Annotated in this window: 19 protein-coding genes; 15 read left to right on the forward strand and 4 right to left on the reverse strand. The window is 64.6% G+C overall.

What is annotated here, in order from left to right:
* Positions 1-270 precede the first annotated feature (270 nt).
* Entirely contained in the window at positions 271-651 is a 381-nt protein-coding gene (locus ACE3OU_RS16365; RefSeq protein ID WP_374242619.1) for a rhodanese-like domain-containing protein, read from the reverse strand.
* Between the two features lie 201 nt (positions 652-852).
* On the opposite strand from ACE3OU_RS16365, the gene ACE3OU_RS16370 reads away from it, so the two are divergent.
* A complete protein-coding gene (locus ACE3OU_RS16370) occupies positions 853-1,800 on the forward strand; it encodes an alpha/beta hydrolase (protein ID WP_374242620.1) in 948 nt (315 codons plus the stop codon).
* 36 nt (positions 1,801-1,836) lie between these two features.
* Here the strand turns inward: ACE3OU_RS16370 and ACE3OU_RS16375 are convergent, their stop codons facing one another.
* Positions 1,837-2,730, reverse strand: a complete 894-nt coding sequence (locus ACE3OU_RS16375) for an adenylate/guanylate cyclase domain-containing protein (protein ID WP_374242621.1) — start codon at positions 2,728-2,730, stop codon at positions 1,837-1,839.
* Positions 2,731-2,988: 258 nt separating this feature from the next.
* On the opposite strand from ACE3OU_RS16375, the gene ACE3OU_RS16380 reads away from it, so the two are divergent.
* Positions 2,989-4,233, forward strand: a complete 1,245-nt coding sequence (locus ACE3OU_RS16380; RefSeq protein WP_374242622.1) for a nitronate monooxygenase — start codon at positions 2,989-2,991, stop codon at positions 4,231-4,233.
* A gap of 52 nt (positions 4,234-4,285) precedes the next feature.
* Here the strand turns inward: ACE3OU_RS16380 and ACE3OU_RS16385 are convergent, their stop codons facing one another.
* A complete protein-coding gene (locus tag ACE3OU_RS16385) occupies positions 4,286-5,278 on the reverse strand; it encodes a CoA ester lyase (RefSeq protein WP_374242623.1) in 993 nt (330 codons plus the stop codon).
* A 115-nt stretch (positions 5,279-5,393) separates the two neighbouring features.
* Positions 5,394-6,386 carry a malate dehydrogenase gene (locus tag ACE3OU_RS16390; protein WP_374242624.1) on the reverse strand — a complete coding sequence of 331 codons (993 nt, stop codon included), beginning with the start codon at positions 6,384-6,386 and terminating at the stop codon, positions 5,394-5,396.
* A 234-nt stretch (positions 6,387-6,620) separates the two neighbouring features.
* Here ACE3OU_RS16390 and ACE3OU_RS16395 point away from each other — a divergent pair, with 234 nt between their 5' ends.
* From ACE3OU_RS16395 to ACE3OU_RS16455, 13 genes are all read left to right on the forward strand, one after another.
* Positions 6,621-7,349 (forward strand): GntR family transcriptional regulator, encoded by a 729-nt coding sequence (locus ACE3OU_RS16395; protein ID WP_374242625.1) that lies wholly within the window; start codon positions 6,621-6,623, stop codon positions 7,347-7,349.
* A gap of 121 nt (positions 7,350-7,470) precedes the next feature.
* Positions 7,471-7,860 (forward strand): succinate dehydrogenase, cytochrome b556 subunit, encoded by a 390-nt coding sequence (sdhC, locus tag ACE3OU_RS16400; RefSeq protein WP_374242626.1) that lies wholly within the window; start codon positions 7,471-7,473, stop codon positions 7,858-7,860.
* Complete coding sequence (gene sdhD / locus ACE3OU_RS16405; protein ID WP_374242627.1) at positions 7,854-8,201, forward strand: succinate dehydrogenase, hydrophobic membrane anchor protein; 348 nt, start codon at positions 7,854-7,856, stop codon at positions 8,199-8,201. The genes sdhC and sdhD overlap by 7 nt, the downstream gene beginning before the upstream one ends.
* Entirely contained in the window at positions 8,202-9,995 is a 1,794-nt protein-coding gene (sdhA, locus tag ACE3OU_RS16410) for a succinate dehydrogenase flavoprotein subunit (RefSeq protein ID WP_374242628.1), read from the forward strand.
* A gap of 19 nt (positions 9,996-10,014) precedes the next feature.
* Positions 10,015-10,728: a succinate dehydrogenase iron-sulfur subunit gene (locus ACE3OU_RS16415; protein ID WP_374242629.1), complete on the forward strand. Its 714-nt coding sequence runs from the start codon at positions 10,015-10,017 to the stop codon at positions 10,726-10,728.
* Positions 10,725-10,961, forward strand: coding sequence for a succinate dehydrogenase assembly factor 2 (locus ACE3OU_RS16420; protein WP_374242630.1), 237 nt, complete (start codon positions 10,725-10,727; stop codon positions 10,959-10,961). Before ACE3OU_RS16415 ends, ACE3OU_RS16420 begins: the two co-directional genes overlap by 4 nt.
* A 56-nt stretch (positions 10,962-11,017) precedes the next feature.
* On the forward strand, positions 11,018-12,316 hold the full coding sequence (gene gltA / locus ACE3OU_RS16425; RefSeq protein WP_374242631.1) for a citrate synthase: 1,299 nt from the start codon (positions 11,018-11,020) through the stop codon (positions 12,314-12,316).
* Positions 12,317-12,471: 155 nt separating this feature from the next.
* On the forward strand, positions 12,472-15,297 hold the full coding sequence (locus tag ACE3OU_RS16430; RefSeq protein ID WP_374242632.1) for a 2-oxoglutarate dehydrogenase E1 component: 2,826 nt from the start codon (positions 12,472-12,474) through the stop codon (positions 15,295-15,297).
* 38 nt (positions 15,298-15,335) lie between these two features.
* Complete coding sequence (odhB, locus tag ACE3OU_RS16435; protein ID WP_374242633.1) at positions 15,336-16,535, forward strand: 2-oxoglutarate dehydrogenase complex dihydrolipoyllysine-residue succinyltransferase; 1,200 nt, start codon at positions 15,336-15,338, stop codon at positions 16,533-16,535.
* A gap of 81 nt (positions 16,536-16,616) precedes the next feature.
* Positions 16,617-18,038 (forward strand): dihydrolipoyl dehydrogenase, encoded by a 1,422-nt coding sequence (gene lpdA, locus ACE3OU_RS16440; RefSeq protein WP_374242634.1) that lies wholly within the window; start codon positions 16,617-16,619, stop codon positions 18,036-18,038.
* A 100-nt stretch (positions 18,039-18,138) separates the two neighbouring features.
* Positions 18,139-19,251, forward strand: a complete 1,113-nt coding sequence (zapE, locus tag ACE3OU_RS16445) for a cell division protein ZapE (RefSeq protein WP_374242635.1) — start codon at positions 18,139-18,141, stop codon at positions 19,249-19,251.
* A 24-nt stretch (positions 19,252-19,275) separates the two neighbouring features.
* Positions 19,276-21,228, forward strand: a complete 1,953-nt coding sequence (locus ACE3OU_RS16450) for an ATP-dependent DNA helicase (protein ID WP_374242636.1) — start codon at positions 19,276-19,278, stop codon at positions 21,226-21,228.
* Between the two features lie 48 nt (positions 21,229-21,276).
* Positions 21,277-21,912 (forward strand): hypothetical protein, encoded by a 636-nt coding sequence (locus ACE3OU_RS16455; protein ID WP_374242637.1) that lies wholly within the window; start codon positions 21,277-21,279, stop codon positions 21,910-21,912.
* The last annotated feature ends 16 nt before the right edge of the window (positions 21,913-21,928 follow it).

Raw genomic sequence — 21,928 nt, forward strand, 5'->3', positions numbered from 1 at the left:
CAGACGGTGCTCGACGCCGTCTCACGCAACCACTGCCGCATTCAGCCTGAGCGAAGTTATCCCAGGCCACGACGCGTCAAGCCGCACCAGCATTTGGCATATAAGGGGGCTTAAGTTGGGAGCATTGCCCCCCGTGGGGGTGTCTCAGGCCTGGTTCTCCGGCTACCTTCTCCCGTCGATTGTTGTTCGAGCGTCCTGCGTTTGCAGTCTGGCCCGCGTGAATTGGCGCGGGGCAGGCTGGCCCACTGCCCGCGCGTGCAACCGCCTGCTTCAGTCGAAGCTCGGCAGGCTCGGCTTGGCGACCGGCTTGCCTGCGCTGGCCCAGGCGTCGAAGCCGCCGGCGATCGACTTGACGTGCAGGTAGCCCATCTCGTGCAGGGCGCAGGCGGCGAGGGCCGCGCGGCCGCCGGTCTTGCAATACACCACCAGCTTCAGGTCGCGGGCGCTAAGCTGCGGGTCGCCGCTGAGCTTGAACTCGAGCAGGCCGCGGGAGATATGCAGGGCGCCGGGCAGATGGCCGGCGGCAAATTCGTCGGCCTCGCGCACGTCGATCAGAACGTCCGCGTCGCGGATCGCTTCGTCGGCGTCGGTCAGTGCGACTTCCTGGGTGCGGGTCTTGGCGGCCATGACCAGATCGTGGGCGGTTTTCATCGTGGTTTCACCTTCTGTGCGTTGTTGGAGGATTGGCCGGCGGATGGCGCGTCGGCCCGGTGGGGGAATGCGGAATATTAGCAAAGTCTGATTTGTTTTGGCTTTGCCCGTGGCGTTGCTGCAGGATGCTTGGTTTACAATGCTGCGCTGCGGCAGGCCGATTGCGGCCTGGCCAGATCAACAGACTTTACGGAACACGCCATGGCCCTCGACCCCCAAGCCCAAGCCTTGCTCGACATGGTGTACCGCATTGGTGCACCGCGCTTCCATGAACTCGATGTGCATCAGGCGCGCCATTCCTTCGAGAAGCTCCAGTTTGCCCTGCGCCCGGTGGCGCCGGCGGTGGCGTCGGTGACCGATGTGCCGATCCCGGGCGTGGCCGGGGCCGGGGTGCTGATGGCGCGTCTCTATCGCCCGGTTTCGGCGGGGCCGGACGACATCCTGCCCCTGGCGTTCTATTTTCACGGTGGCGGCTGGTGCGTCGGCAACATCACCAGCTACGACGTGCTGTGCCGTGAGCTGGCCAACCTCTCCGGAGCGGCGGTGCTGTCGGTGGATTACCGGCTGGCGCCGGAGCATCCGTTTCCGGCCGCGGTGCATGATGCCCGCCATGCGGTCGAGTGGGCCCTCGAGAACGCCGGCCTGCTCGGCGTCGACGCGAGCCGGTTCGCGCTGGTGGGGGATAGCGCCGGAGGCACCCTGAGTGCTGTCACGGCGCTGCAGTTGCGTGACGATAATGGCCCGCAGGCGCGGCTCCAGCTGCTGATTTACCCGTGCACCGAGATCCTCAGCCGCCGTCCGTCCCGCCAGGCCTATTCGAACGGCTATTTCCTCGACGACGAGAGCCTCGACTGGTTTTGCGAAAAATATCTGCCCAATCCCGCCGACCGCGTGGACTGGCGGGCGTCGCCGCTATTAGCCGGGCGTTTCGACGACCTGCCGCCGGCAACCTTCATTACCGCCGGCTGCGATCCGCTGACGGACGATTGCAAGGCCTATGCCGCGGCGCTCGAGGCGGCAGGTGTGCCGGTGACGCTGCATGAGTTCGAGGGCATGGTGCATGGCTTCTTCACCCTCGGAAAGTTCTTCCGGCAGTCGGGGGAGGCGGTCGAACTGGCGGGCAGGGCGCTCGCCGCGGCGCTGGCGTGAGGTGTATTCAAGGGGGGCGTGGCCGTGGGCCGCGGCTCAGATGCAGACGAAGCTGACGACCTGGGGGCTGTTGGCGCAGCTACGCCCGAGGGCGAACTGGCCGCGGCCACGCAGCACGACCTCCTCGCGGGAGAGGAGAAACTCCCGCTCGCCTTCGATCTGGACGAAGGTGCCGTTGCTGCTGCGGTCGATGAGCACGAACTTGTCGCCACGCAGTTCGATCTCGGCGTGGCGGCGGGACGACTGGGTGTCGCCGACTACCATGTCGGCCATCGGGTCGCGCCCGATGCGGGCGCTCGGGCGGCTGGCGTTGAGCACCAGCGATTTCGAGTCCATGTAGAGCCGCAGCTCGGGCTCGGTCTCGAGGAGGAAGTGGTCGGCCTGGACGACGGTGAGCTCACCGACGGCTTCGCACATGACTTCGCACAGATCCACCGGCTTGGAGAGGCCACGGATGACCCTTGGGGGCAGCGGGTGAATCACCGAGCGCCATTCGGGGCCCAGCCGCCGGGCGGTTTCGGCGGAGGTGATGGCCTTGCCCGGGGAGGCGAGTTCGGCGAGCCGGGCGGCGAAGTTGACCGTTTCGCCGAACACGTCGGTGCCGCTCGCGACAACCCCCCCGAAGTGGAAGCCGATGCGCACGGCGAGCTTCTGTTCGGCGGCGGCGGGGAGCTCCTTGACGGTCTGGTGGATGGCGAGGGTGGCGTCGGCGGCGCTGTCGGCGTCGCGGAACACCGCCATCAGGCCGTCGCCGGTATGCTTGACGACCCGGCCGCGCTTGGTCTCGACGGCGATCCGCATCGCGCGGATGCAGCGATCGACCAGCTCGAAGGCAGATGCGTCGCCCACGCGCTGATAGAGCTGAGTGCTGCCGACCAGATCGGCAAACAGTACAGCGCATTCATTGGTGGGCTTCGTGGATTCCGACATCTGGTTTCGGGCTGCTCTGGAGGCATGATTCTAGCGGACTTTGTGACTTCCTCCGCAGGGTTGAAGGTAACAAATTTTCGATTCTTTCGCGGCACCGCTTGTCGGTTGGCGTGTCAGGATGGGCGGCCCGCCGCGGGAATTTGAATTTCGTTGAACCAAAGTGCGTCAAGCAGTGCGACGCAGTGAGATAATAAACAATTAAAGCCACCTAGAAGCCAATAACAGCCCAAGTGGCACCCCACGTCTGGAAGGAGTTTCATGAAACGAGTTGATGATTTCCGTCTGCGCTTCGGCAAGCAGGAGTATGTGCCCATTGTGATTGGCGGCATGGGGGTTGATATCTCCACTGCAGACCTGGCTCTCGAAGCGGCGCGGCTGGGCGGAATCGGTCACATCTCGGATGCGATGGTGAAGACGGTTGCCGACCGTCGTTTCAATACCAAGTTCGTCAAGGAGAAGCTGAAGCTCTACAAGTACAACGTGGAGAACCCCGACAAGTCGGCTGTGCAGTTCGACCTGGGCCAGCTCGCCGAGGCGACCCGCCTGCACGTCGGCAAGACCATGGAGGCCAAGCGCGGCTCCGGGCTGATCTTCGTGAACTGCATGGAGAAACTGACCATGAACGCGCCGCGGGAAACCCTGCGCGTGCGCCTGGCGACCGCCCTCGACGCGGGTATTGACGGCATCACGCTGGCGGCCGGCCTGCACCTGGGCTCCTTCGCGCTGATCGAGGATCACCCGCGCTTCCGTGACGCCAAGCTCGGCATCATCGTCTCTTCGCTGCGGGCGCTGCAGCTGTTCCTGCGCAAGAGCGCCCGCACCAACCGGCTGCCCGATTACGTCGTCGTCGAAGGCCCGCTGGCCGGTGGCCACCTGGGCTTCGGCATGGACTGGGCCAAGTACGACCTGGCGACCATCGTCGCCGAGATCCACGCCTGGCTGGTGGCCGAGAAGCTTGACATCCCGCTGATTCCCGCCGGCGGGATCTTCACCGGCAGCGATGCGGTGTCCTTCCTCGAGAATGGGGCGGCAGCGGTGCAGGTGGCAACCCGCTTCACCGTGGCGCGCGAGTGCGGCCTGCCCGAAAAAGTCCAGCAGGAATACTTCAAGGCCAGCGAAGAGGAGATCGTGGTCAACCAGATCTCTCCCACCGGCTATCCGATGCGGATGCTCACCAGCAGCCCGGCGATCGGCTCCGGCATCCGCCCGAACTGCGAGGCCTACGGCTACCTGCTCGACGCCAACGGCAGCTGTGCCTACATCCAGTCCTACAACCGCGAGGTGGCGGCCCATCCGGAGGCGCGGCGCGTCTCGGTGATGGACAAGACCTGCCTGTGCACCCACATGCGCAACTTCGACTGCTGGACCTGCGGGCACTACACCTACCGCCTCAAGGACACCTCCCGCAAGCTCGAGGACGGCAATTACGAGATCCTGTCGGCGGAGCACATCTTCAAGGACTACCAGTTCAGCACCGACAACAAGATCGCCCTGCCCGATTGAGCGGTTAGGGGGCTCCAACAAAAAACCGGCTGCGAGGCCGGTTTTTTTATGATCAGAAAAAGCGCTGCGCGGCCTCGTCGGGGACGGTCATCCCGGTGGCCCGGGCGCGCTTGAGCAGCTCCCAGTAATACCGGTAAGACGCCCGGTCGTGGAGCTTGCCGGCGTGCTGGATCGGGCCCCAGTGCTTGTCCTGGGCGGCGATCAGGATGCTGGCGGCCTCTTCGACCTCGGTGAAGTCCGGGCGCATCGCCTCGATGATCGGCACGACCTGGTTGGGGTGGATGCTCCACATCCGCAGGTAGCCGAAATCCTTGCGGGCGCGCTCGGCGTCGCGGCGGATGTAGTCGATGTCCTTGAGCTCGGTGGTCACGTTGTGCGACGGCACCACGCCGTTGGCCAGCGCGGCCGCCGCGATGTCGCACTTGGCGCGGATCACCAGGGGGTGCTCGAACTGGCCGGGGCTGCGCATCGCCGAGCCGGGGATTGCGCCGTGGTGGCCGCTGACGAAATCCATCAGGCCGAAATCGAGGGATTCGACCCGGTCCAGCGCGGCGATGTCCCAGGCGTCGCGGAGCGCGCCATGGGTTTCGATGAGCACGTGCACCGGGATCTCGCGCTCGACGCCGTGGCGCTCCTCGGCGCTGCGGATGCACTCGATCTGCCGGGCCGCGTCGGCGGCGCTGCGTACCTTCGGAATCGTCAGGAAGGCCAGCCGGCTGCCGGCCAGCCCGACCAGGATGTCCACGTCCTGTTCCCAGTGCGGGTGGGTGATGTCGTGGATGCGCGCGCCAACCCGGCCGAAGCGGTTGTCCTCCGACATCACGATGCCGGCGGCCATGCGGGCGTGTTCGGCCTCGGCGCCGGCGTGGGCGCCGTCCTCGCAGTCGCAGGTGATGTCGAAGACCGGGCCGAGCTCGTGCTGCACGGAGAGGGCCTTCTTCATCAGTTTTTCGCTGCCGGCGTAGTGGTCGACGGCGGGCAGGATGGGGAAGGGCTTCTCGCCCTGGAACAAGACGTGATCGGGGTGGGCTTGCGACGCTGCCATGGTGGTGGTTGTCCTCGTGTCGGCGGGGGAGGGTGGAAAATACCCGCTCCAAAAACAAAACGCGAGGGCTTTCGGGCCCTCGCGTTTCAGGTGATGCGTACTGCCGGTGGAGCGATCAGCCCAGCAGATCCTTCACGCCGTCACGCTCTTCGAGCAGCTCGTTGAGGGTGTTGGTCATGCGGTCGCGGGAGAACTCGTCGATCTCGAGGCCCTGGACGATCTTGTACTCACCGCCTTCGGTGGTGACCGGGAAGCCGTAGATGATGCCTTCCGGGATGCCGTAGGAGCCATCGGACGGGATGCCCATGGTGACCCATTCGCCGTTGGAGCCCAGCACCCAGTCACGGATGTGGTCGATGGCGGCATTGGCGGCGGAAGCGGCGGAGGACAGGCCGCGCGCTTCGATGATGGCGGCGCCACGCTTGCCGACGGTCGGCAGGAACACGTCGCGGTTCCAGGCTTCGTCGTTGATCAGGGTCTTGACGTTGTCGCCGTTGGAAGTGACAGCGCGGTAGTCGGCGTACATCGTGGGGGAATGGTTGCCCCAGACGACCAGGTTTTTCAGGCTGGAAACCTCACGGCCGGACTTGGCGGCCAGCTGGGACAGGGCGCGGTTGTGGTCCAGGCGCAGCATGCCGGTGAAGTTCTTGGCCTGGACGCGGCCGTACTTGACGGCGATTTCCTTGGCGATGTAGGCGTTGGTGTTGCACGGGTTGCCGACGACCAGCACCTTGACGTCCGGATCGGCGTACTGGCCGATGGCGGCGCCCTGGACGGTGAAGATCTTGGCGTTTTCGGTCAGGAGGTCCTTGCGCTCCATGCCGGGGCCGCGCGGGCGGGCGCCGACGAGCAGGCAGACCTGGGCGTCCTTGAAGGCGACATTCGGATCGTCGGTGGCGATCATGCCGGCCAGCAGCGGGAACGCGCAGTCTTCGAGTTCCATCATGACGCCCTTGACGGCCTTCTGGGCCTGCGGCAGGTCGAGCAGCTGGAGGATGACGGGCTGATCCTTGCCCAGCATTTCGCCGCTGGCGATGCGGAACAGGAGGCTATAACCGATCTGGCCGGCGGCGCCGGTGACTGCGACACGAACGGGGGCTTTTGCCATTGTTGAAACTCCCTCTACAAAGAAGTGTTAACGACTTGATGGTTCCGACTCGCGCCGGCTTCGCTCGGAAGACGCCGCGAAGGTGAATCGGTGCTGGCGCAATCCTGATGTCTAATTGGTCAACGTCCGAATCGTATGAGCATTTCGGCGGACTGTCAATTCAATGTCTTATGTCTTATATAAGACATTGTTTTGCTGATAGACTGTCAACCAAAAGTGTGCTTCAATGCAGCCATGCGATCAGATTCGCCCACATTCAGCCCGCTTTACCGTCAGATCAAGAATCTGATGCTCAACGCTTTGGAATCGGGCGAGTGGCGTCCTGGTCAGGCGATTCCGAGCGAGCAGGAACTTGCACTGCGTTTCAATGTAAGTCAAGGAACGGTGCGCAAGGCCATCGACGAAATGGCGGCCGACAATCTCCTGGTTCGCAAGCAGGGCAAGGGCACCTACGTGGCGTCCCACAACGACCCGCGCGCCCTGTTCCGTTTCCTGCGGCTCGTGCCGATCGACGGCGATCTCGCCCATCCCCAGAGTGTTCCGCTCGATTGCTGGAAAGCCAAGGCCGGCAACGAGGCGGCGCGCATGCTGGGCATCGAGCTCGGTGCGCCGGTCACCATCCTGCGCCGCTTGCTGCGTTTTTCCGGCAAGCCGGTCGTTGTTGATGAGATCTATCTGCCCGGCGAAATCTTCCAGGGCCTGACGATGGAAGTCCTGCAGGGTTCGCAGGGTTCGCTCTACAGCCTCTTCGAGTCCCGTTTTGGCGTTCGCATGATTCGCGCCGAGGAGCGCATCCGCGCGGTTGCGGCCGACAGGATGACCAGCGAAACCCTTGGTGTCACGGAAGGGGTGCCCCTCCTTTCGGTCGAGCGTGTCACTTATACGTACGGGGATCGGCCGGTGGAGTGGCGCCGCGGCCTCTATTCGACGGCCGAACATTATTATCTGAACGAATTGAATTGATGAGTGTCTGGATTGGCGGGTAGCCCGGCCCGTCAGTTGTTGGTAAGGGTATATACTTATAATTTTGTTCGTGTGGGAAACAAGCGGCTTTAAGGGTCGCTATTGCTTTGAGGGAAAATCTATGACAGAGGTGATTTTGAAGAAACAGCGCCCGAAGCATCTGGCGCTGAACCAGATCAGGCTCCCCTTGCCGGGAATCGTCTCGATTCTGCACCGTGTGAGTGGCGCTGGCCTGTTCCTGATGCTGCCGGTGCTTCTCTCGCTGTTTGCCAACAGTGTCGGCTCGCCGGAGTCCTACGCGGCTTACAAGGCGGTTGTGGGCAACATTTTCGTCAAGCTCCTCCTGCTCGGTCTGCTGTGGGCTTATCTGCATCACTTCTGCGCAGGCATCCGTTTCCTGCTGCTCGACGTGCATGTGGGTGTTGAAAAGGAAGCCGCGCGCAACAGCAGCCGGATCGTCCTGATCGTCAGCCTCCTTCTCACCGCCTTCATTGGAGCCAAGCTATGGTAAAGCCCGTCATCGTTGGAGCCCATTACGGTTTTCGGGATTGGCTCGCCCAGCGCGTCACCGCCGTGGTGATGGCGCTGTATACGGTCATCTTCGCCATTTCCGCGCTGATGCTGCCCGATGCCTCCTTCGAGAGCTGGCGTGGCCTGTTCTCGGCCAGCTTCATGAAGTTCGCAACCTTCCTGTTCTTCATGTCGCTGTTCTATCACGCCTGGATCGGCGTGCGTGACATCTTCATGGACTACATCAAGCCGACCGGCGTGCGCCTGGTCCTGCATTCCGTCGTCGTTCTCCTGCTCGTCGGCTACGCCGGCTGGGTTGGTCAGATTCTCTGGAGGCTGTAAGTGAAAGTCGCAAAGCGTACCTTTGATGCGGTTATTGTCGGTGCCGGTGGTGCTGGCCTGCGGGCAGCTCTGCAGCTTTCCGAGGCGGGCCTCAAGACCGCCGTGCTGACCAAGGTCTTCCCGACCCGCTCCCACACCGTGGCGGCGCAGGGCGGTGTTGCGGCCTCCCTGGGCAACTCGACCGAGGACAACTGGCACTGGCACATGTACGACACCGTCAAGGGGTCGGACTGGCTCGGTGACCAGGATGCCATCGAGTTCATGGTCAAGAAGGCCAATGAGGTCGTCGTCGAGCTCGAGCACTACGGCATGCCCTTCGACCGGACCGACAACGGCAAGATCTACCAGCGTCCGTTCGGCGGCCACTCGCAGAACTACGGCCAGACCCCGGTCTCCCGCTCCTGCGCCGCGGCCGACCGTACCGGTCACGCGATGCTGCACGCCCTGTACCAGCGCAACGTCCGTGCCAACACCCAGTTCTTCGTCGAGTGGATGGCGATGGACCTGATCCGCAACGCCGACGGTGACGTGCTGGGTGTGACCGCCATGGAAATGGAAACCGGCGAGGTCTCCATCTTCCATGCCAAGGCCACCATCTTCGCCACCGGCGGTGCCGGTCGCATCTACTACAGCTCCACCAACGCCTTCATCAACACCGGTGACGGTGTCGGCATGGCGGCCCGCGCCGGCATCCCGCTCGAGGACATGGAGTTCTGGCAGTTCCACCCGACCGGCGTGGCCGGTGCCGGCGTGCTCATCACCGAAGGCGTGCGCGGCGAGGGCGGTATCCTCCGCAACTCCTCCGGCGAGCGCTTCATGGAGCGCTACGCGCCGAACCTGAAGGATCTCGCGTCCCGCGACGTCGTGTCCCGTTCGATGGTCACCGAGATCAACGAAGGCCGCGGCTGTGGTTCCGAGAAGGACCACGTCCTGCTCGACATCACCCACCTGTCGCCCGAGACCATCATGAAGCGCCTGCCTGGCATTCGTGAAATCTCGATCCAGTTCGCCGGCGTCGATCCGATCAAGGCCCCGATTCCGGTCGTCCCGACCTGTCACTACCAGATGGGCGGCATCCCGACCAACTACAAGGGTCAGGTCATTGTGCCGAAGGACGGCAACCCGAACGTTCCGGTGCCGGGCTTCTACGCCGCCGGCGAATGTGCCTGCGCCTCGGTGCACGGCGCCAACCGTCTCGGCACCAACTCGCTGCTCGACCTGCTGGTGTTCGGCAAGTCCGCCGGCGAGACCGTGGTGGCCGACTTCCAGTCCGGCCAGCTCACGCTCAAGCCGCTGCCCGACGATGCCGCCGATGTTTCCCTGGCCCGTATCGCCCGCCTCGAGTCGCAGACCAACGGCGTCGAAGTCAACGACGTCCGCCTCGACATGCAGCGCACGATGCAGAAGCACGCCGGCGTGTTCCGTTTTGCCGACATGCTGAAGGAAGGTGTCGCCAAGATCCTCGAAGTCGCCGAGCGCGCCAAGCACACCCAGATCAAGGACAAGTCCAAGGTCTGGAACACGGCCCGTACCGAAGCCCTCGAGCTCGACAACCTCATCGAAGTCGCCAAGGCCACGATGATCTCCGCCGAGGCCCGCAAGGAGTCCCGTGGCGCCCACGTGCGTGACGACGCGATCGACTGCGCCGAGACGCCGAACGGCCGCGATGACAAGAACTGGTTGAAGCACACGCTGTGGTACAGCGAAGGCAACCGCCTCGACTACAAGCCGGTGAATCTGCAGCCGATGTCCGCCGACGTCGAGCCGATCGCCCTTGCCAAGCGTACCTACTGAGCGTTCCGGAGAACAACAAATGAGCAGCAAGCGAACCGTAAAATTCCAGATTTACCGTTACGATCCGGACAAGGACGACAAGCCGTACATGCAGGACATCTCCGTCGAACTCGAAGAGTCCGACAAGAAGCTCCTGGACGCGCTGGTCCGCCTCAAGGCCAAGGACGACACCCTGTCCTTCCGTCGCTCCTGCCGTGAAGGTGTGTGTGGCTCCGACGCCATGAACATCAACGGCAAGAACGGCCTGGCCTGCCTCACCAGCGTCGATGAGCTCGCCCAGCCGATCACCATCCGTCCGCTGCCGGGCCTGCCGGTCATCCGCGACGTCATCGTCGACATGACCCAGTTCTTCAAGCAGTACCACTCGATCAAGCCCTACCTGATCAACAACGACCCGGCGCCCGAGCGCGAGCGTCTGCAGTCGCCCGAAGACCGGGAAGAGCTCAACGGTCTCTACGAGTGCATCCTCTGCGCATGCTGCTCCACGAGCTGTCCGTCGTTCTGGTGGAATCCGGACAAGTTCGTCGGCCCGGCCGGTCTGCTGGCGGCCTATCGTTTCCTCGCGGATACCCGTGACCAGGCGACCAGCGAGCGTCTCGACAACCTGGAAGATCCGTACCGTCTGTTCCGTTGCCACTCGATCATGAACTGCGTCGACGTCTGCCCGAAGGGCCTGAACCCGACGAAGGCGATTGGCAAGATCAAGGACATGATGGTCCGTCGCGCGGTATGACGCTGAACAGGGGGCGTGTGCGCTGGCAGTGCCGTCGGGCTCTCCTCGAGCTCGATCTGGTGTTCACGCGCTTCCTCGAAAGGCACTTTGACCATCTCACCGATGGTCAGCTGGCTGATCTGGACGACCTGCTGCGTGTCGAAGACCATGACCTGTGGGCCATGGTCAACGGTAGCAAGCCTGTCGAAAATGATCGCTGGAAGGAAATGGTGGAACTGCTGCGTGCGGGCTGACGCAGCAGTTCCATCGCTTGGGAGCTTGAGTTAAAACAGGAAAAAGGGACCACTACATGACCACGACGCAACGCACCGCTTCACTGACCATCGACGGCAAGACCACCGAGTTTCCGATCATGTCGGGCACTCACGGCAACGATGTGATCGATATCCGTAGCCTTGGCGGCAAAACCGGCCTCTTCACTTATGATTCCGGCTTCCTGTCTACGGCCAGCTGCCAGTCCAAGGTCACCTATATCGACGGTGACAAGGGCGAGCTGCTTTACCGTGGTTATCCGATCGAGCAGCTTGCGGAAAACTGCAACTTCCTCGAGGTCACCTACCTGCTGAAGAACGGCGAGCTGCCGAACGCGACCCAGAAGATCGATTTCGAAAACACCATCAAGCGTCACACGATGGTGCATGAGCAGCTCTCCAAGTTCTACTCCGGCTTCCGCCGCGATGCTCACCCGATGGCCGTCATGACCGGCGTGGTCGGCGCGCTGTCCGCGTTCTACCACGACGCGATGGACTTCTCCGACGCCGAGCACCGCAACGTCAGCTTCAACCGCCTGGTTGCCAAGCTGCCGACCATCGTCGCGATGGCCTACAAGTACAACACCGGCATGCCGTTCATGTACCCGGACAACGATCTGGACTACACGGCCAACTTCATGCGCATGATGTTCGGCAACCCGTGCGAGAAGTACGTCCCGAACCCGGTGCTGGTGCGCGCCCTCGACATCATCTTCACCCTGCACGCCGACCACGAGCAGAACGCCTCCACCTCCACGGTGCGCCTGGCGGGCTCCTCCGGTGCCAACCCGTTCGCCTGTATCGCCGCCGGCATCGCCTGCCTGTGGGGCCCGGCTCACGGTGGCGCGAACGAAGCCTGCCTCAACATGCTCGAGGAAATCGGCGACGTCTCCCGCGTCGGTGAGTACATCAAGCGCGCGAAGGACAAGAACGACTCCTTCAAGCTGATGGGCTTCGGTCACCGCGTCTACAAGAACTTCGACCCGCGCGCCAAGCTGATGGGCAAGGTCTGTGGCGAAGTGCTGGGCGAACTCGGCCTCGAGAACGACCGCCTCTTCAAGCTCGCCAAGGAGCTCGAAAAGATCGCCCTCGAAGACGACTACTTCGTCGAGAAGAAGCTCTACCCGAATGTAGACTTCTACTCCGGCATCGTCCAGAAGGCCCTCGGCATCCCGACCGAAATGTTCACCTGCATTTTCGCGCTGGCCCGTACCGTCGGCTGGATGACCCAGTGGGAAGAGATGATCACCGATCCGGAGTACAAGATCGGCCGTCCGCGTCAGCTCTACATCGGCGCCGCCCGCCGCGACGTCGTGCCGCTGGCCCAGCGCGGCTAAGTCAGCCCGGAGGGGGGAGGAGAGACAGTAAGCAGATGCGGGATACTCGAGTCTTCGAGTCTCCCGCTTTGCTTATCTGAAGAACAAGCAAAGGGGGTCCTCCCCGCCGTCAGTCCGTAATTCCAAAAATCAAGACACAAGCCAGGTGGTCGCCCATGATGAAACAGCTTTTTGAAAGCTCCCAACTGTTCGGCAGCAACGCGCCGTTCATCGAGGAACTTTACGAGAACTATCTCGAAAATCCGGATTCCGTCTCCGAAGAGTGGCGGTCGTATTTCGATTCGATGCAGAACCAGCCCGGCGCGGCTCGGGACGTCGCCCACTATCCGATCATCAATGCCTTCGCCGAGATGGCCAAGCGCGGCCCGGTGCGTACCGTGGTCGATTCCGGTGCCAACCAGAAGCAGGTCAGCGTCCTCCAGCTGATCAACGCCCACCGTTTCCTGGGCACCCGCTGGGCACAGCTCGACCCGCTGAAGCGTACCGAGCGTCCGGAGATCCACGAGCTCGAGCTGTCCCACTACGGCTTCACCGAGGCTGATCTCAACGAGACCTTCAACACCGGCTCCTTCCACGGCCTGCCGAGCGACCGCGCCACCCTGCGCGAGATCCTCGACGCCGTGCGCCAGACCTACTGCGGTTCGATCGGCGCCGAGTACATGTACATGACGGATATCGGCGAGAAGCGCTGGATCCAGGCCCGCCTCGAGCCCACCCGCGGCCGCCCGTCCTTCGACGCGCCCAAGCAGCGGCGCATCCTCGAGCGCCTTACGGCCGCCGAGACGATGGAGCGCTACCTCCACACCAAGTACGTCGGCCAGAAGCGTTTCTCCCTCGAAGGCGGCGAGAGCACCATCGTCGCGATGGATGAGCTGATCCGCGTCGCCGGCAGCAAGGGCGTGGCCGAGATCGTCATCGGCATGGCCCACCGCGGCCGCCTCAACGTGCTGGTCAACACCCTCGGCAAGTCGCCGAGCATGCTGTTCTCCGAGTTCGAGGGCAAGGCAGTCTCCGATCTCTCCGCCGGCGACGTGAAGTACCACATGGGCTTCTCCTCCGACGTCATGACCGATGGCGGCCCGGTGCACCTGACCCTGGCCTTCAACCCGTCCCACCTCGAGATCGTCAATCCGGTGGTCGAGGGTTCGGTGTATGCCCGTCAGATCCGCCGTGGCGAGAACGGCAAGGCCGAAGTCGTGCCGGTCCTGATCCACGGCGATGCCGCCGTGGCCGGCCAGGGCGTCAACCAGGAAATGCTCAACTTCGCGCAGACCCGCGGCTACGGCACGGGCGGCACGATCCACATCGTGGTGAACAACCAGATCGGCTTTACCACCTCCGATCCGCGCGACTACCGCTCCTCCCTGTACTGCACCGACATCTTCAAGATGGCGGAAGCCCCGATCTTCCACGTGAACGGCGATGATCCCGAAGCCGTCGCGTTCGTGATGGGCCTGGCCGTCGAGTACCGCCAGGAGTTCAAGAAGGACGTGGTCATCGACATCGTCTGCTACCGCAAGCTCGGCCACAACGAAGCCGACGAGCCGATGGTGACCCAGCCGCTGATGTACAAGAAGATCGCCAAGCACCCGGGCACCCGCAAGCTCTACGCGGACAAGCTGGTTGCGCTGGGCGTCTGCCAGGCCGACGAGCCGGACCAGTTCATCAAGGACTACCGCGCCGCCCTCGACAAGGGCGAGCTGCTCACCAATCCCGTGCTGTCCGACTTCAAGCGCCAGTTCTCCCAGGACTGGAGCCCGTACGTCAACAAGAAGTACACCGACAAGTGCGACACCACCGTTCCGATGGCTGAACTCGAGCGCCTCTCCCAGGCCCTCACGACGCTGCCGGAAGGCTTTGCGCTGCACCCCCGCGTCCAGAAGATCATCGACGACCGCAAGGGCATGGGCGAAGGCAAGCTGCCGATCGACTGGGGCATGGGCGAGAACCTCGCCTACGCCAGCCTGCTGGTGCAGGGTTTCGGCGTGCGCATCTCCGGTGAGGACGTCGGCCGCGGTACCTTCTTCCACCGCCACGCGGCGCTCCACGACCAGAACCGCGACCAGTGGCACCACGGCACCCACTATCCGCTGCAGAACATCCGCGAGGGCCAGGGGCCGTTCTACTGCTATGACTCGGTGCTGTCCGAAGAGGCCGTGCTGGCCTTCGAATACGGCTACTCCACCGCCGAGCCGAACCAGCTGGTGATCTGGGAGGCCCAGTTCGGCGACTTCGCCAACGGCGCCCAGGTGGTGATGGACCAGTTCATCAGCTCCGGCGAGGCCAAGTGGGGCCGTCAGTGCGGCCTCGTCATGATGCTCCCGCACGGCTACGAAGGTCAGGGCCCCGAGCACTCCTCCGCCCGCATCGAGCGCTACATGCAGCTGTGTGCCGAGATGAACATGGAAGTGTGCATCCCGTCCGGCCCGTCGCAGATCTTCCACCTGCTGCGTCGCCAGGCCCTGCGCAAGCTGCGCAAGCCGCTGGTGATCATCACGCCGAAGTCCCTGTTGCGTCACAAGGATGCGGTGTCCACCCTCGACGACCTGTCGAAGGGTACCTTCCAGACCGTCATCGGCGAGATCGACGAACTCGAAGCCAAGAAGGTCAAGCGCGTCGTTGTCTGCTCGGGCAAGATCTACTATGAACTGCTGGCCCATCGCCGCGCCAACGACATCAAGGACATCGCCATCGTCCGTCTGGAGCAGCTGTACCCGTTCCCGGCCGATGCCTTCCGTGCCGAGATCGACAAGTACCCCAACGCCAAGGAAGTCGTCTGGTGTCAGGAAGAGCCGCGCAACCAGGGTGTCTGGTACTGGCTCGCCTCGCGTCACCACCTCGACAGCGCCATCGGCGACAAGCGCAAGTTCCTGCTGGTGGCCCGTCCGGCCGCCGCTTCGCCGGCAGTCGGCTACTACGCGAAGCACAACGCGCAGCAGAAGGCCGTCATCGAGAACGCATTTGGCGAAATCAAGGCCTGATGCCCTGTTAGTGCCCCACCATAATCAAGGGAGAGAATATGCTGATCGAAGTCAAAGTGCCGCAACTGTCCGAGTCCGTCTCCGAAGCCACGCTGGTCAGCTGGCACAAGAAGGAAGGCGATGCCGTCAGCCGTGACGAGAACCTGATCGACATCGAGACCGACAAGGTCGTGCTGGAAACTCCGGCTCCGGCCGACGGTGTGCTGGTCAAGATCGTCAAGAACGGTGGCGACTCCGTGACCTCCGGCGAAGTGATCGCCACCATCGACACCGAAGCCAAGGCCGCCGCCGGTGCTCCGGCCGCTGCCGCGCCGGCCCCGGCCGCCGCTCCGGCTGCCGCCGCGCCCGCTGCTGCCAGCAGCGCCGCCAGCCCGTCCGCCCGCAAGATCCTCGACGAGAAGGGCATCGCCGCCTCCGACGTCGCCGGCTCCGGCCGTGGTGGTCGTGTGATCAAGGAGGACGCCCTGGCTGCCCAGCCGAAGGCCGCCGCCGCTCCGGCTGCCGCTGCCGCCCCGGCTGTCGTCGTGGCTGCCGGCGACCGTCCGGAGCAGCGCGTTCCGATGACCCGTCTGCGTGCCCGCATCGCCGAGCGCCTGATCCAGTCGAAGAACGAAAACGCCATCCTGACCACGTTCAACGAAGTGAACATGGCTCCGATCATGGCGCTGCGCAAGCAGTACGGCGACAAGTTCGAGAAGGCCCACGGCGTGCGTCTGGGCTTCATGGGCTTCTTCGTGAAGGCCGCCGTCGCGGCCCTCAAGAAGTTCCCGATCCTGAACGCCTCCGTCGATGGCAACGACATCGTCTACCACGGCTACATCGACATCGGCATTGCCGTCGGTTCGCCCCGTGGCCTGGTGGTGCCGATCCTGCGCGACGTGGACAACATGTCCATCGCCGACATCGAGAAGAAGATCGCCGAGTTCGGCCAGAAGGCCAAGGACGGCAAGATCTCCCTCGAGGAGCTCACCGGCGGTACCTTCTCGATCTCCAACGGCGGCGTGTTCGGCTCGATGATGTCCACCCCGATCATCAACCCGCCCCAGTCCGCGATCCTCGGCATCCATGCCACCAAGGACCGCGCCGTGGTCGAGAATGGTCAGGTCGTCGTCCGTCCGATCAACTACCTCGCCATGTCCTATGACCACCGGATCATCGACGGCCGTGAAGCCGTGCTGGGTCTGGTGACCATGAAGGAAGCCCTGGAAGATCCGGCCCGTCTGATCCTCGACGTCTGATCCATCCTTGCGCAGGCACGGTCGCGGCCCCGGTGGGGCTGCAGCCGTGCCTCGTTTTCATCATCAGAGGGAAAAAACAATATGGCGAAACAATTTGATGTGCTGGTCATCGGCGGCGGCCCCGGCGGCTACGTGGCGGCGATCCGTGCCGCGCAGCTCGGCTTCAGCACCGCCTGTGCCGAGTCCAACCCCTACGCCGATCCGAAGGGCGAACCGCGCCTGGGCGGCACCTGCCTGAACGTCGGCTGCATCCCGTCGAAGGCGCTGCTGCACACCTCCCACCTGTTCGAAGAGGCTGGCCACAGCTTCGCGGAGCAGGGCATTTCCGTGGGCACGCCGACCATCGACGTGCCGAAGATGATCGCCCGCAAGGCCAAGATCGTCGAGCAGCTCACCGCCGGCATCAAGGGCCTGTTCAAGAAGAACAAGGTGACCTTCCTGGCCGGTCACGGCAGCTTCGTCGGCCAGGTGGACGGCGGCTGGCAGGTCAAGGTCGGTGAGGAAGTCGTCACCGCCAAGCAGGTCATCGTGGCGACCGGTTCGTCGGCCCGCCACCTGCCGGGCATTCCGGTGGACAACAAGCTGGTCTGCGACAACATCGGCGCCCTCGACATCAACGCCGTGCCGGCTCGCCTCGGCCTGATCGGCTCCGGCGTGATCGGCCTCGAGATGGGTTCGGTGTGGGGCCGTCTGGGTGCCAAGGTCACCATCCTCGAAGCGATGGACAGCTTCCTCGCTGCCGCCGACCAGGATCTGGCCAAGGAAGCCCTCAAGCTGTTCACCAAGCAGGGCCTCGACATCAAGCTGTCGGTCAAGGTCGGCGCGGTCACCGTGGGCAAGGACTCCGTCACCGTCGAATATGAAACCAAGGACGGCGCCCAGAAGGCCGAGTTCGACCGCCTGATCGTCTCCGTCGGCCGGGTACCCAACACCGCCGGCCTCAACGCCGAAGCGGTCGGCCTCAAGGTCGATGGCCGCGGCTTCATCGAGGTGGACGACCACTGCAAGACCAACCTGCCCGGCGTGTGGGCGGTGGGCGACGTGGTGCGCGGCCCGATGCTGGCCCACAAGGCCATGGAAGAGGGCGTGATGGTCGCGGAGCTGATGGCGGGCCAAGCCGGCCACTGCAACTTCGACACCATTCCGTGGGTCATCTACACCTCGCCCGAGATCGCCTGGGTCGGCAAGACCGAGCAGACCCTCAAGGCCGAAGGCGTCGAGTACCGCGTCGGCAAGATCCCGTTCATGGCCAACGGCCGCGCGCTGGGTGCCGGCACGCCGCAGGGTTTCGTGAAGATGATCGCCGACGCCAAGACCGACCGCATCCTCGGCGTGCACATCATCGGCGCCAATGCCTCCGAGCTGATCGGCGAGGCGGTGGTGACGATGGAGTTTGCCGGCGCGTCCGAAGACCTGGCGCGTATCTGCCACGCCCACCCGACCCTGTCGGAAGTCGTGCACGAAGCGGCCCTGGCCGTCGACAAGCGTCCTCTGCACTTCTGATGCTGCCTGCCGGTCGTTGAGCCGGCCTGCGGCACGAGGGGGTGGTCAGGCGTAAAATGCCTGCCCGCCCCCGTTTCATTCGTATCACCGAATCAAGACGATGCCCCACCGAATCCTGAAAGTCTCCGAACACGGCATGCTCGACGCCTACGAGGCCACCCTCAAGGCCCGCGGCTTCAAGTCCGACCCCGCCCAGCGCGCTGCGGCCCAGCGCCTGCAGGGCCTGTACACCGAGCTGGTGGCCTTCAAGGCCGCCCGCCGCGGCACGATCCGCAAGCTGCTGGCCCGCCCCAAGCAGCCGCGCAGCGTGTATTTCTGGGGTGGAGTGGGGCGCGGCAAGAGCTTCCTGATGGACTGCTTCTTCGACTCGGTGCCTTACCAGCGCAAGCGCCGGGTGCATTTCCACGCCTTCATGCAGGAAGTGCAGAACGACCTCAAGAACCTCAATCACGAGCCCGATCCGCTGCAGAAGGTGGCCGACCGCATCGCCCGCCAGACGCGCCTGCTGTGCTTCGACGAGTTCCACGTGTCGGACATCGCCGACGCGATGATCCTCGGTCGCCTGCTCGACGCGCTGTTCGCCCGCGGCACCGTGTTCGTGATGACCTCCAACTACCCGCCCGACGGGCTCTACCCCAATGGCCTGCAGCGCATCAACTTCCTGCCGACCATCGAGATGATCAAGCGCCGCTTCGACGTGGTCGAGGTGGACCACGGCACCGACTACCGGCTGCGCACCCTCGAGCAGATGGATGCCTTCCTCGTCCCCGCCGACGACGAGGCCGACCGCCACCTGGCCTCCGACTTCGAGAAGATCGCCGGCACCAAGGGGCAGGGCGGCGAGATCGAGGTTCTCGAGCGAAAGCTCAAGGTGCAGCGTCAGGCGCCCGGGGTGATCTGGTTCGACTTTGACACCCTGTGCGGCGGCAACCGCTCCCAGAACGACTACCTCGAGATCGCTCGCGAGTACCATACCCTGATCCTGTCCCGCGTCCCGAAGATGAGCCCGGCGATGGCCTCCGAGGCGCGCCGCTTCACCTGGCTGGTGGATGTGCTCTACGACCACCGGGTCAAGCTGCTGGTGAGCGCCGAATGCCAGGCCTACGACCTGTATGTCGAAGGCCGGCAGGCCAGCGAGTTCCACCGCACCGTCAGCCGTCTCATCGAGATGCGCTCCCGTGACTACCTGGCCGAAGCCCACCGGGTGGACTGAGCGCCCCCGGCCCACCTCCGCAGCATGAACATCGACACCGCCTTCGCCAAGGACGGCCCGCTGGCCAAGGCCATCCCGGGCTTCTCGCCGCGTCCCCAGCAGATCGAGATGGCGGCCCACATCGCCGCCACCCTCAAGGAAAACGGCGTGCTGGTGGCCGAGGCCGGCACCGGCACCGGCAAGACCTACGCCTACCTGGTGCCGGCGCTGCTGAATGGCGGCAAGGTCATCATCTCGACTGGCACAAAAACACTCCAGGACCAGCTCTTCAACCGCGACCTGCCCACCGTCCGCGCTGCCCTCAAGGTGCCGGTCGAGGTCGCGCTCTTGAAGGGCCGCAGCAACTACGTCTGCCATTATCACCTGGCCCGCAACCTCGCCGACGGCCGCTTCACGACGCCCGAGGACGCCGCCCACCTGCGCGCCATCGGCCGCTTCCTCGACGTCACCCAGACCGGCGACAAGGCCGAATGCCCCGAGGTGCCCGAGGACGCCGCCGCCTGGATGTTCGCCACCTCGTCCCGGGACAACTGCCTGGGCCAGGACTGCCCGAACATCAAGGAGTGCTTCGTTGCCGCCGCCCGCCGCGCGGCGATGGACGCCGACGTGGTGGTGGTCAATCACCACCTGTTCTTCGCCGACGTCAGCCTGCGCGATGGCGGCATGGGCGAGCTGCTCCCCTCGTGCAACGCGGTGATCTTCGACGAAGCCCACCAGCTGCCCGAGACCGCCAGCCTGTTCTTCGGCGAGAGCGTGTCCACCTCCCAGCTCCTCGAACTGGCCCGCGATACCCGCTCCGAAACCGTCGCCGCCGCCCGCGACTGCCTTGACCTCATCGAGGCGACCCGCAAGCTCGAGAAGGCCGCCCGCGATCTGCGCCTCACCATCGCCACCGAGAACGCCCGCTTCGGCTACGCCCAGCTCGAAGACAACAAGCCCTTCCACGAGGCGGTGGATGCCCTCGACGCCGAGCTCGGCGCCTTCTCCGCCATCGTCGAGACCCAGGCCGAGCGCTCCGAGGGCCTCGCCGCCTGCCTGCGGCGCACCCAGGAGCTCCAGGAGCGCCTGGCCCGCTGGCAGGTGCCCGAGGGCAACCAGTGGGTGCGCTGGGTCGAGGTGTTCAGCCAGTCGCTGGCCCTCAACGCCACGCCGCTGTCGATCGCCTCGATCTTCAAGCGCCAGATGGACGGCCACCCGCGGGCCTGGGTGTTCACCTCGGCCACGCTGGCGGTGGGGCGCGACTTCGGCCACTACTGCCGCGAGCTGGGCCTCAACTGGGTCGAGCCGCCCATCGATACGGCGGTGTGGGGCAGCCCCTTCGATTACCCGAAGCAGGCCATGCTCTACGCTCCGCAGAACATGCCCGACCCCAACGCACCGGACTACCCGGACGCGGTGGCGCGGGTCGCGTTTCCGCTGATCCGGGCCGCCCGGGGGCGCACCTTCGTGCTGTGCACCTCGCTCCGGTCGATGCGCCGCATCCACGAGATCATCGCCGACAAGCTCGAGGCCGAGAAGCTCGAGCTGCCGCTCTTGATCCAGGGCGAGGGCTCGCGCAGCGAGCTCCTCGAACGCTTCCGCAAGCTCGGTAACGCGATCCTCGTGGCCAGCCAGAGCTTCTGGGAGGGCGTGGACGTGCCGGGCGACGCGCTGTCGGTGGTGGTCATCGACAAGCTGCCCTTCGCGCCGCCGGACGACCCGGTGCTCGCCGCCCGCATCGACAACATGCAGAAGGAAGGCCGCAGCCCCTTCATGGAGTACCAGCTGCCGCGGGCCGTGATCAACGTCAAGCAGGGCGCCGGCCGGCTGATCCGCACCGAGCGCGACCGGGGCGTGCTGGCCATCTGCGACCCGCGCATGCTCACCAAGCCCTATGGCCGGCGGGTCTGGCAGAGCCTGCCGCCGATGACCCGCAGCAAGGTGGAGGCCGAAGTGGTGGCCTTCCTCGAACAGCTGCCGCCCCCGGCGGCCGGCTGACGTCCCCGCCGTGCCCTCCGGGGCGCGCATCGCCCCAAGGAGCATTCCATGCGTCTCGTCCTGATGATCTTCGCGGCCCTGCTGGCGCTCGGGCTCCTCATCGGCAAGCTCAAGGGGGGCGGCGGCGACGCGACCGCCAAGAAACCCGCCGGCGCCATCGTCGCCGCCCTCAACGAGAGCTACGGCGGGCCCCTTTGCGTCTACGAGGGGCCGTTCCCCAAGGTCGGCCCGGAGGTCTGCCTGCATTGCAGCACGCTCCTCGATGCCGGCCTGGTGGAGCGGATCTCCGCGCGCCGGCCTGACGGGGCCGAGCAGCGGGGCTACGACCTCACCGCCGCCGGCATGGCCCTCTACGACCCCGTCGCGCCCACCGCCAATGGCAAGACCGCGCCCGGGCTGTGCTTTGGCAAGGCACGGGTTGCCCAGGTGCTCGAGACCCTGCCGCCGCTGCGCCTCGGCGCCGTCACCCATGTGTCGGCCCGCTTCACGCTGCAGATCTTCGATCGCGCGCCGTTCATCTACTCGCCGGACATCGCGCGCCTCCAGCGCTTTCCGTGGCTGCCGCTGGCGGAAGGGAGCCAGGTGACCAAGCCCATCATCACCACCCTCAGCTTCGGGCCCAACGGCGAGTTCATCGAGGCCGACCCGGGCTTTCGCTACGGTAAATGGTTGAACGAAAAGTGATCGCTACAATCGAACC

Source organism: Zoogloea sp., assembly GCF_041908905.1.
Lineage (GTDB): Bacteria > Pseudomonadota > Gammaproteobacteria > Burkholderiales > Rhodocyclaceae > Zoogloea.

What these genes read in the sequence shown, in the direction of transcription:
- ACE3OU_RS16385 (WP_374242623.1), bottom strand. Translation starts at nt 5,278, where the DNA reads ATGGCAGCGTCGCAAGCCCACCCCGATCACGTCTTGTTCCAGGGCGAG.
- ACE3OU_RS16450 (WP_374242636.1), top strand. Translation starts at nt 19,276, where the DNA reads ATGAACATCGACACCGCCTTCGCCAAGGACGGCCCGCTGGCCAAGGCC.
- ACE3OU_RS16390 (WP_374242624.1), bottom strand. Translation starts at nt 6,386, where the DNA reads ATGGCAAAAGCCCCCGTTCGTGTCGCAGTCACCGGCGCCGCCGGCCAG.
- zapE (WP_374242635.1), top strand. Translation starts at nt 18,139, where the DNA reads ATGCCCCACCGAATCCTGAAAGTCTCCGAACACGGCATGCTCGACGCC.
- ACE3OU_RS16415 (WP_374242629.1), top strand. Translation starts at nt 10,015, where the DNA reads ATGAGCAGCAAGCGAACCGTAAAATTCCAGATTTACCGTTACGATCCG.
- sdhC (WP_374242626.1), top strand. Translation starts at nt 7,471, where the DNA reads ATGACAGAGGTGATTTTGAAGAAACAGCGCCCGAAGCATCTGGCGCTG.
- ACE3OU_RS16395 (WP_374242625.1), top strand. Translation starts at nt 6,621, where the DNA reads ATGCGATCAGATTCGCCCACATTCAGCCCGCTTTACCGTCAGATCAAG.
- sdhD (WP_374242627.1), top strand. Translation starts at nt 7,854, where the DNA reads ATGGTAAAGCCCGTCATCGTTGGAGCCCATTACGGTTTTCGGGATTGG.
- lpdA (WP_374242634.1), top strand. Translation starts at nt 16,617, where the DNA reads ATGGCGAAACAATTTGATGTGCTGGTCATCGGCGGCGGCCCCGGCGGC.
- ACE3OU_RS16370 (WP_374242620.1), top strand. Translation starts at nt 853, where the DNA reads ATGGCCCTCGACCCCCAAGCCCAAGCCTTGCTCGACATGGTGTACCGC.
- gltA (WP_374242631.1), top strand. Translation starts at nt 11,018, where the DNA reads ATGACCACGACGCAACGCACCGCTTCACTGACCATCGACGGCAAGACC.
- ACE3OU_RS16375 (WP_374242621.1), bottom strand. Translation starts at nt 2,730, where the DNA reads ATGTCGGAATCCACGAAGCCCACCAATGAATGCGCTGTACTGTTTGCC.
- ACE3OU_RS16380 (WP_374242622.1), top strand. Translation starts at nt 2,989, where the DNA reads ATGAAACGAGTTGATGATTTCCGTCTGCGCTTCGGCAAGCAGGAGTAT.
- ACE3OU_RS16420 (WP_374242630.1), top strand. Translation starts at nt 10,725, where the DNA reads ATGACGCTGAACAGGGGGCGTGTGCGCTGGCAGTGCCGTCGGGCTCTC.
- odhB (WP_374242633.1), top strand. Translation starts at nt 15,336, where the DNA reads ATGCTGATCGAAGTCAAAGTGCCGCAACTGTCCGAGTCCGTCTCCGAA.
- ACE3OU_RS16455 (WP_374242637.1), top strand. Translation starts at nt 21,277, where the DNA reads ATGCGTCTCGTCCTGATGATCTTCGCGGCCCTGCTGGCGCTCGGGCTC.
- ACE3OU_RS16430 (WP_374242632.1), top strand. Translation starts at nt 12,472, where the DNA reads ATGATGAAACAGCTTTTTGAAAGCTCCCAACTGTTCGGCAGCAACGCG.
- ACE3OU_RS16365 (WP_374242619.1), bottom strand. Translation starts at nt 651, where the DNA reads ATGAAAACCGCCCACGATCTGGTCATGGCCGCCAAGACCCGCACCCAG.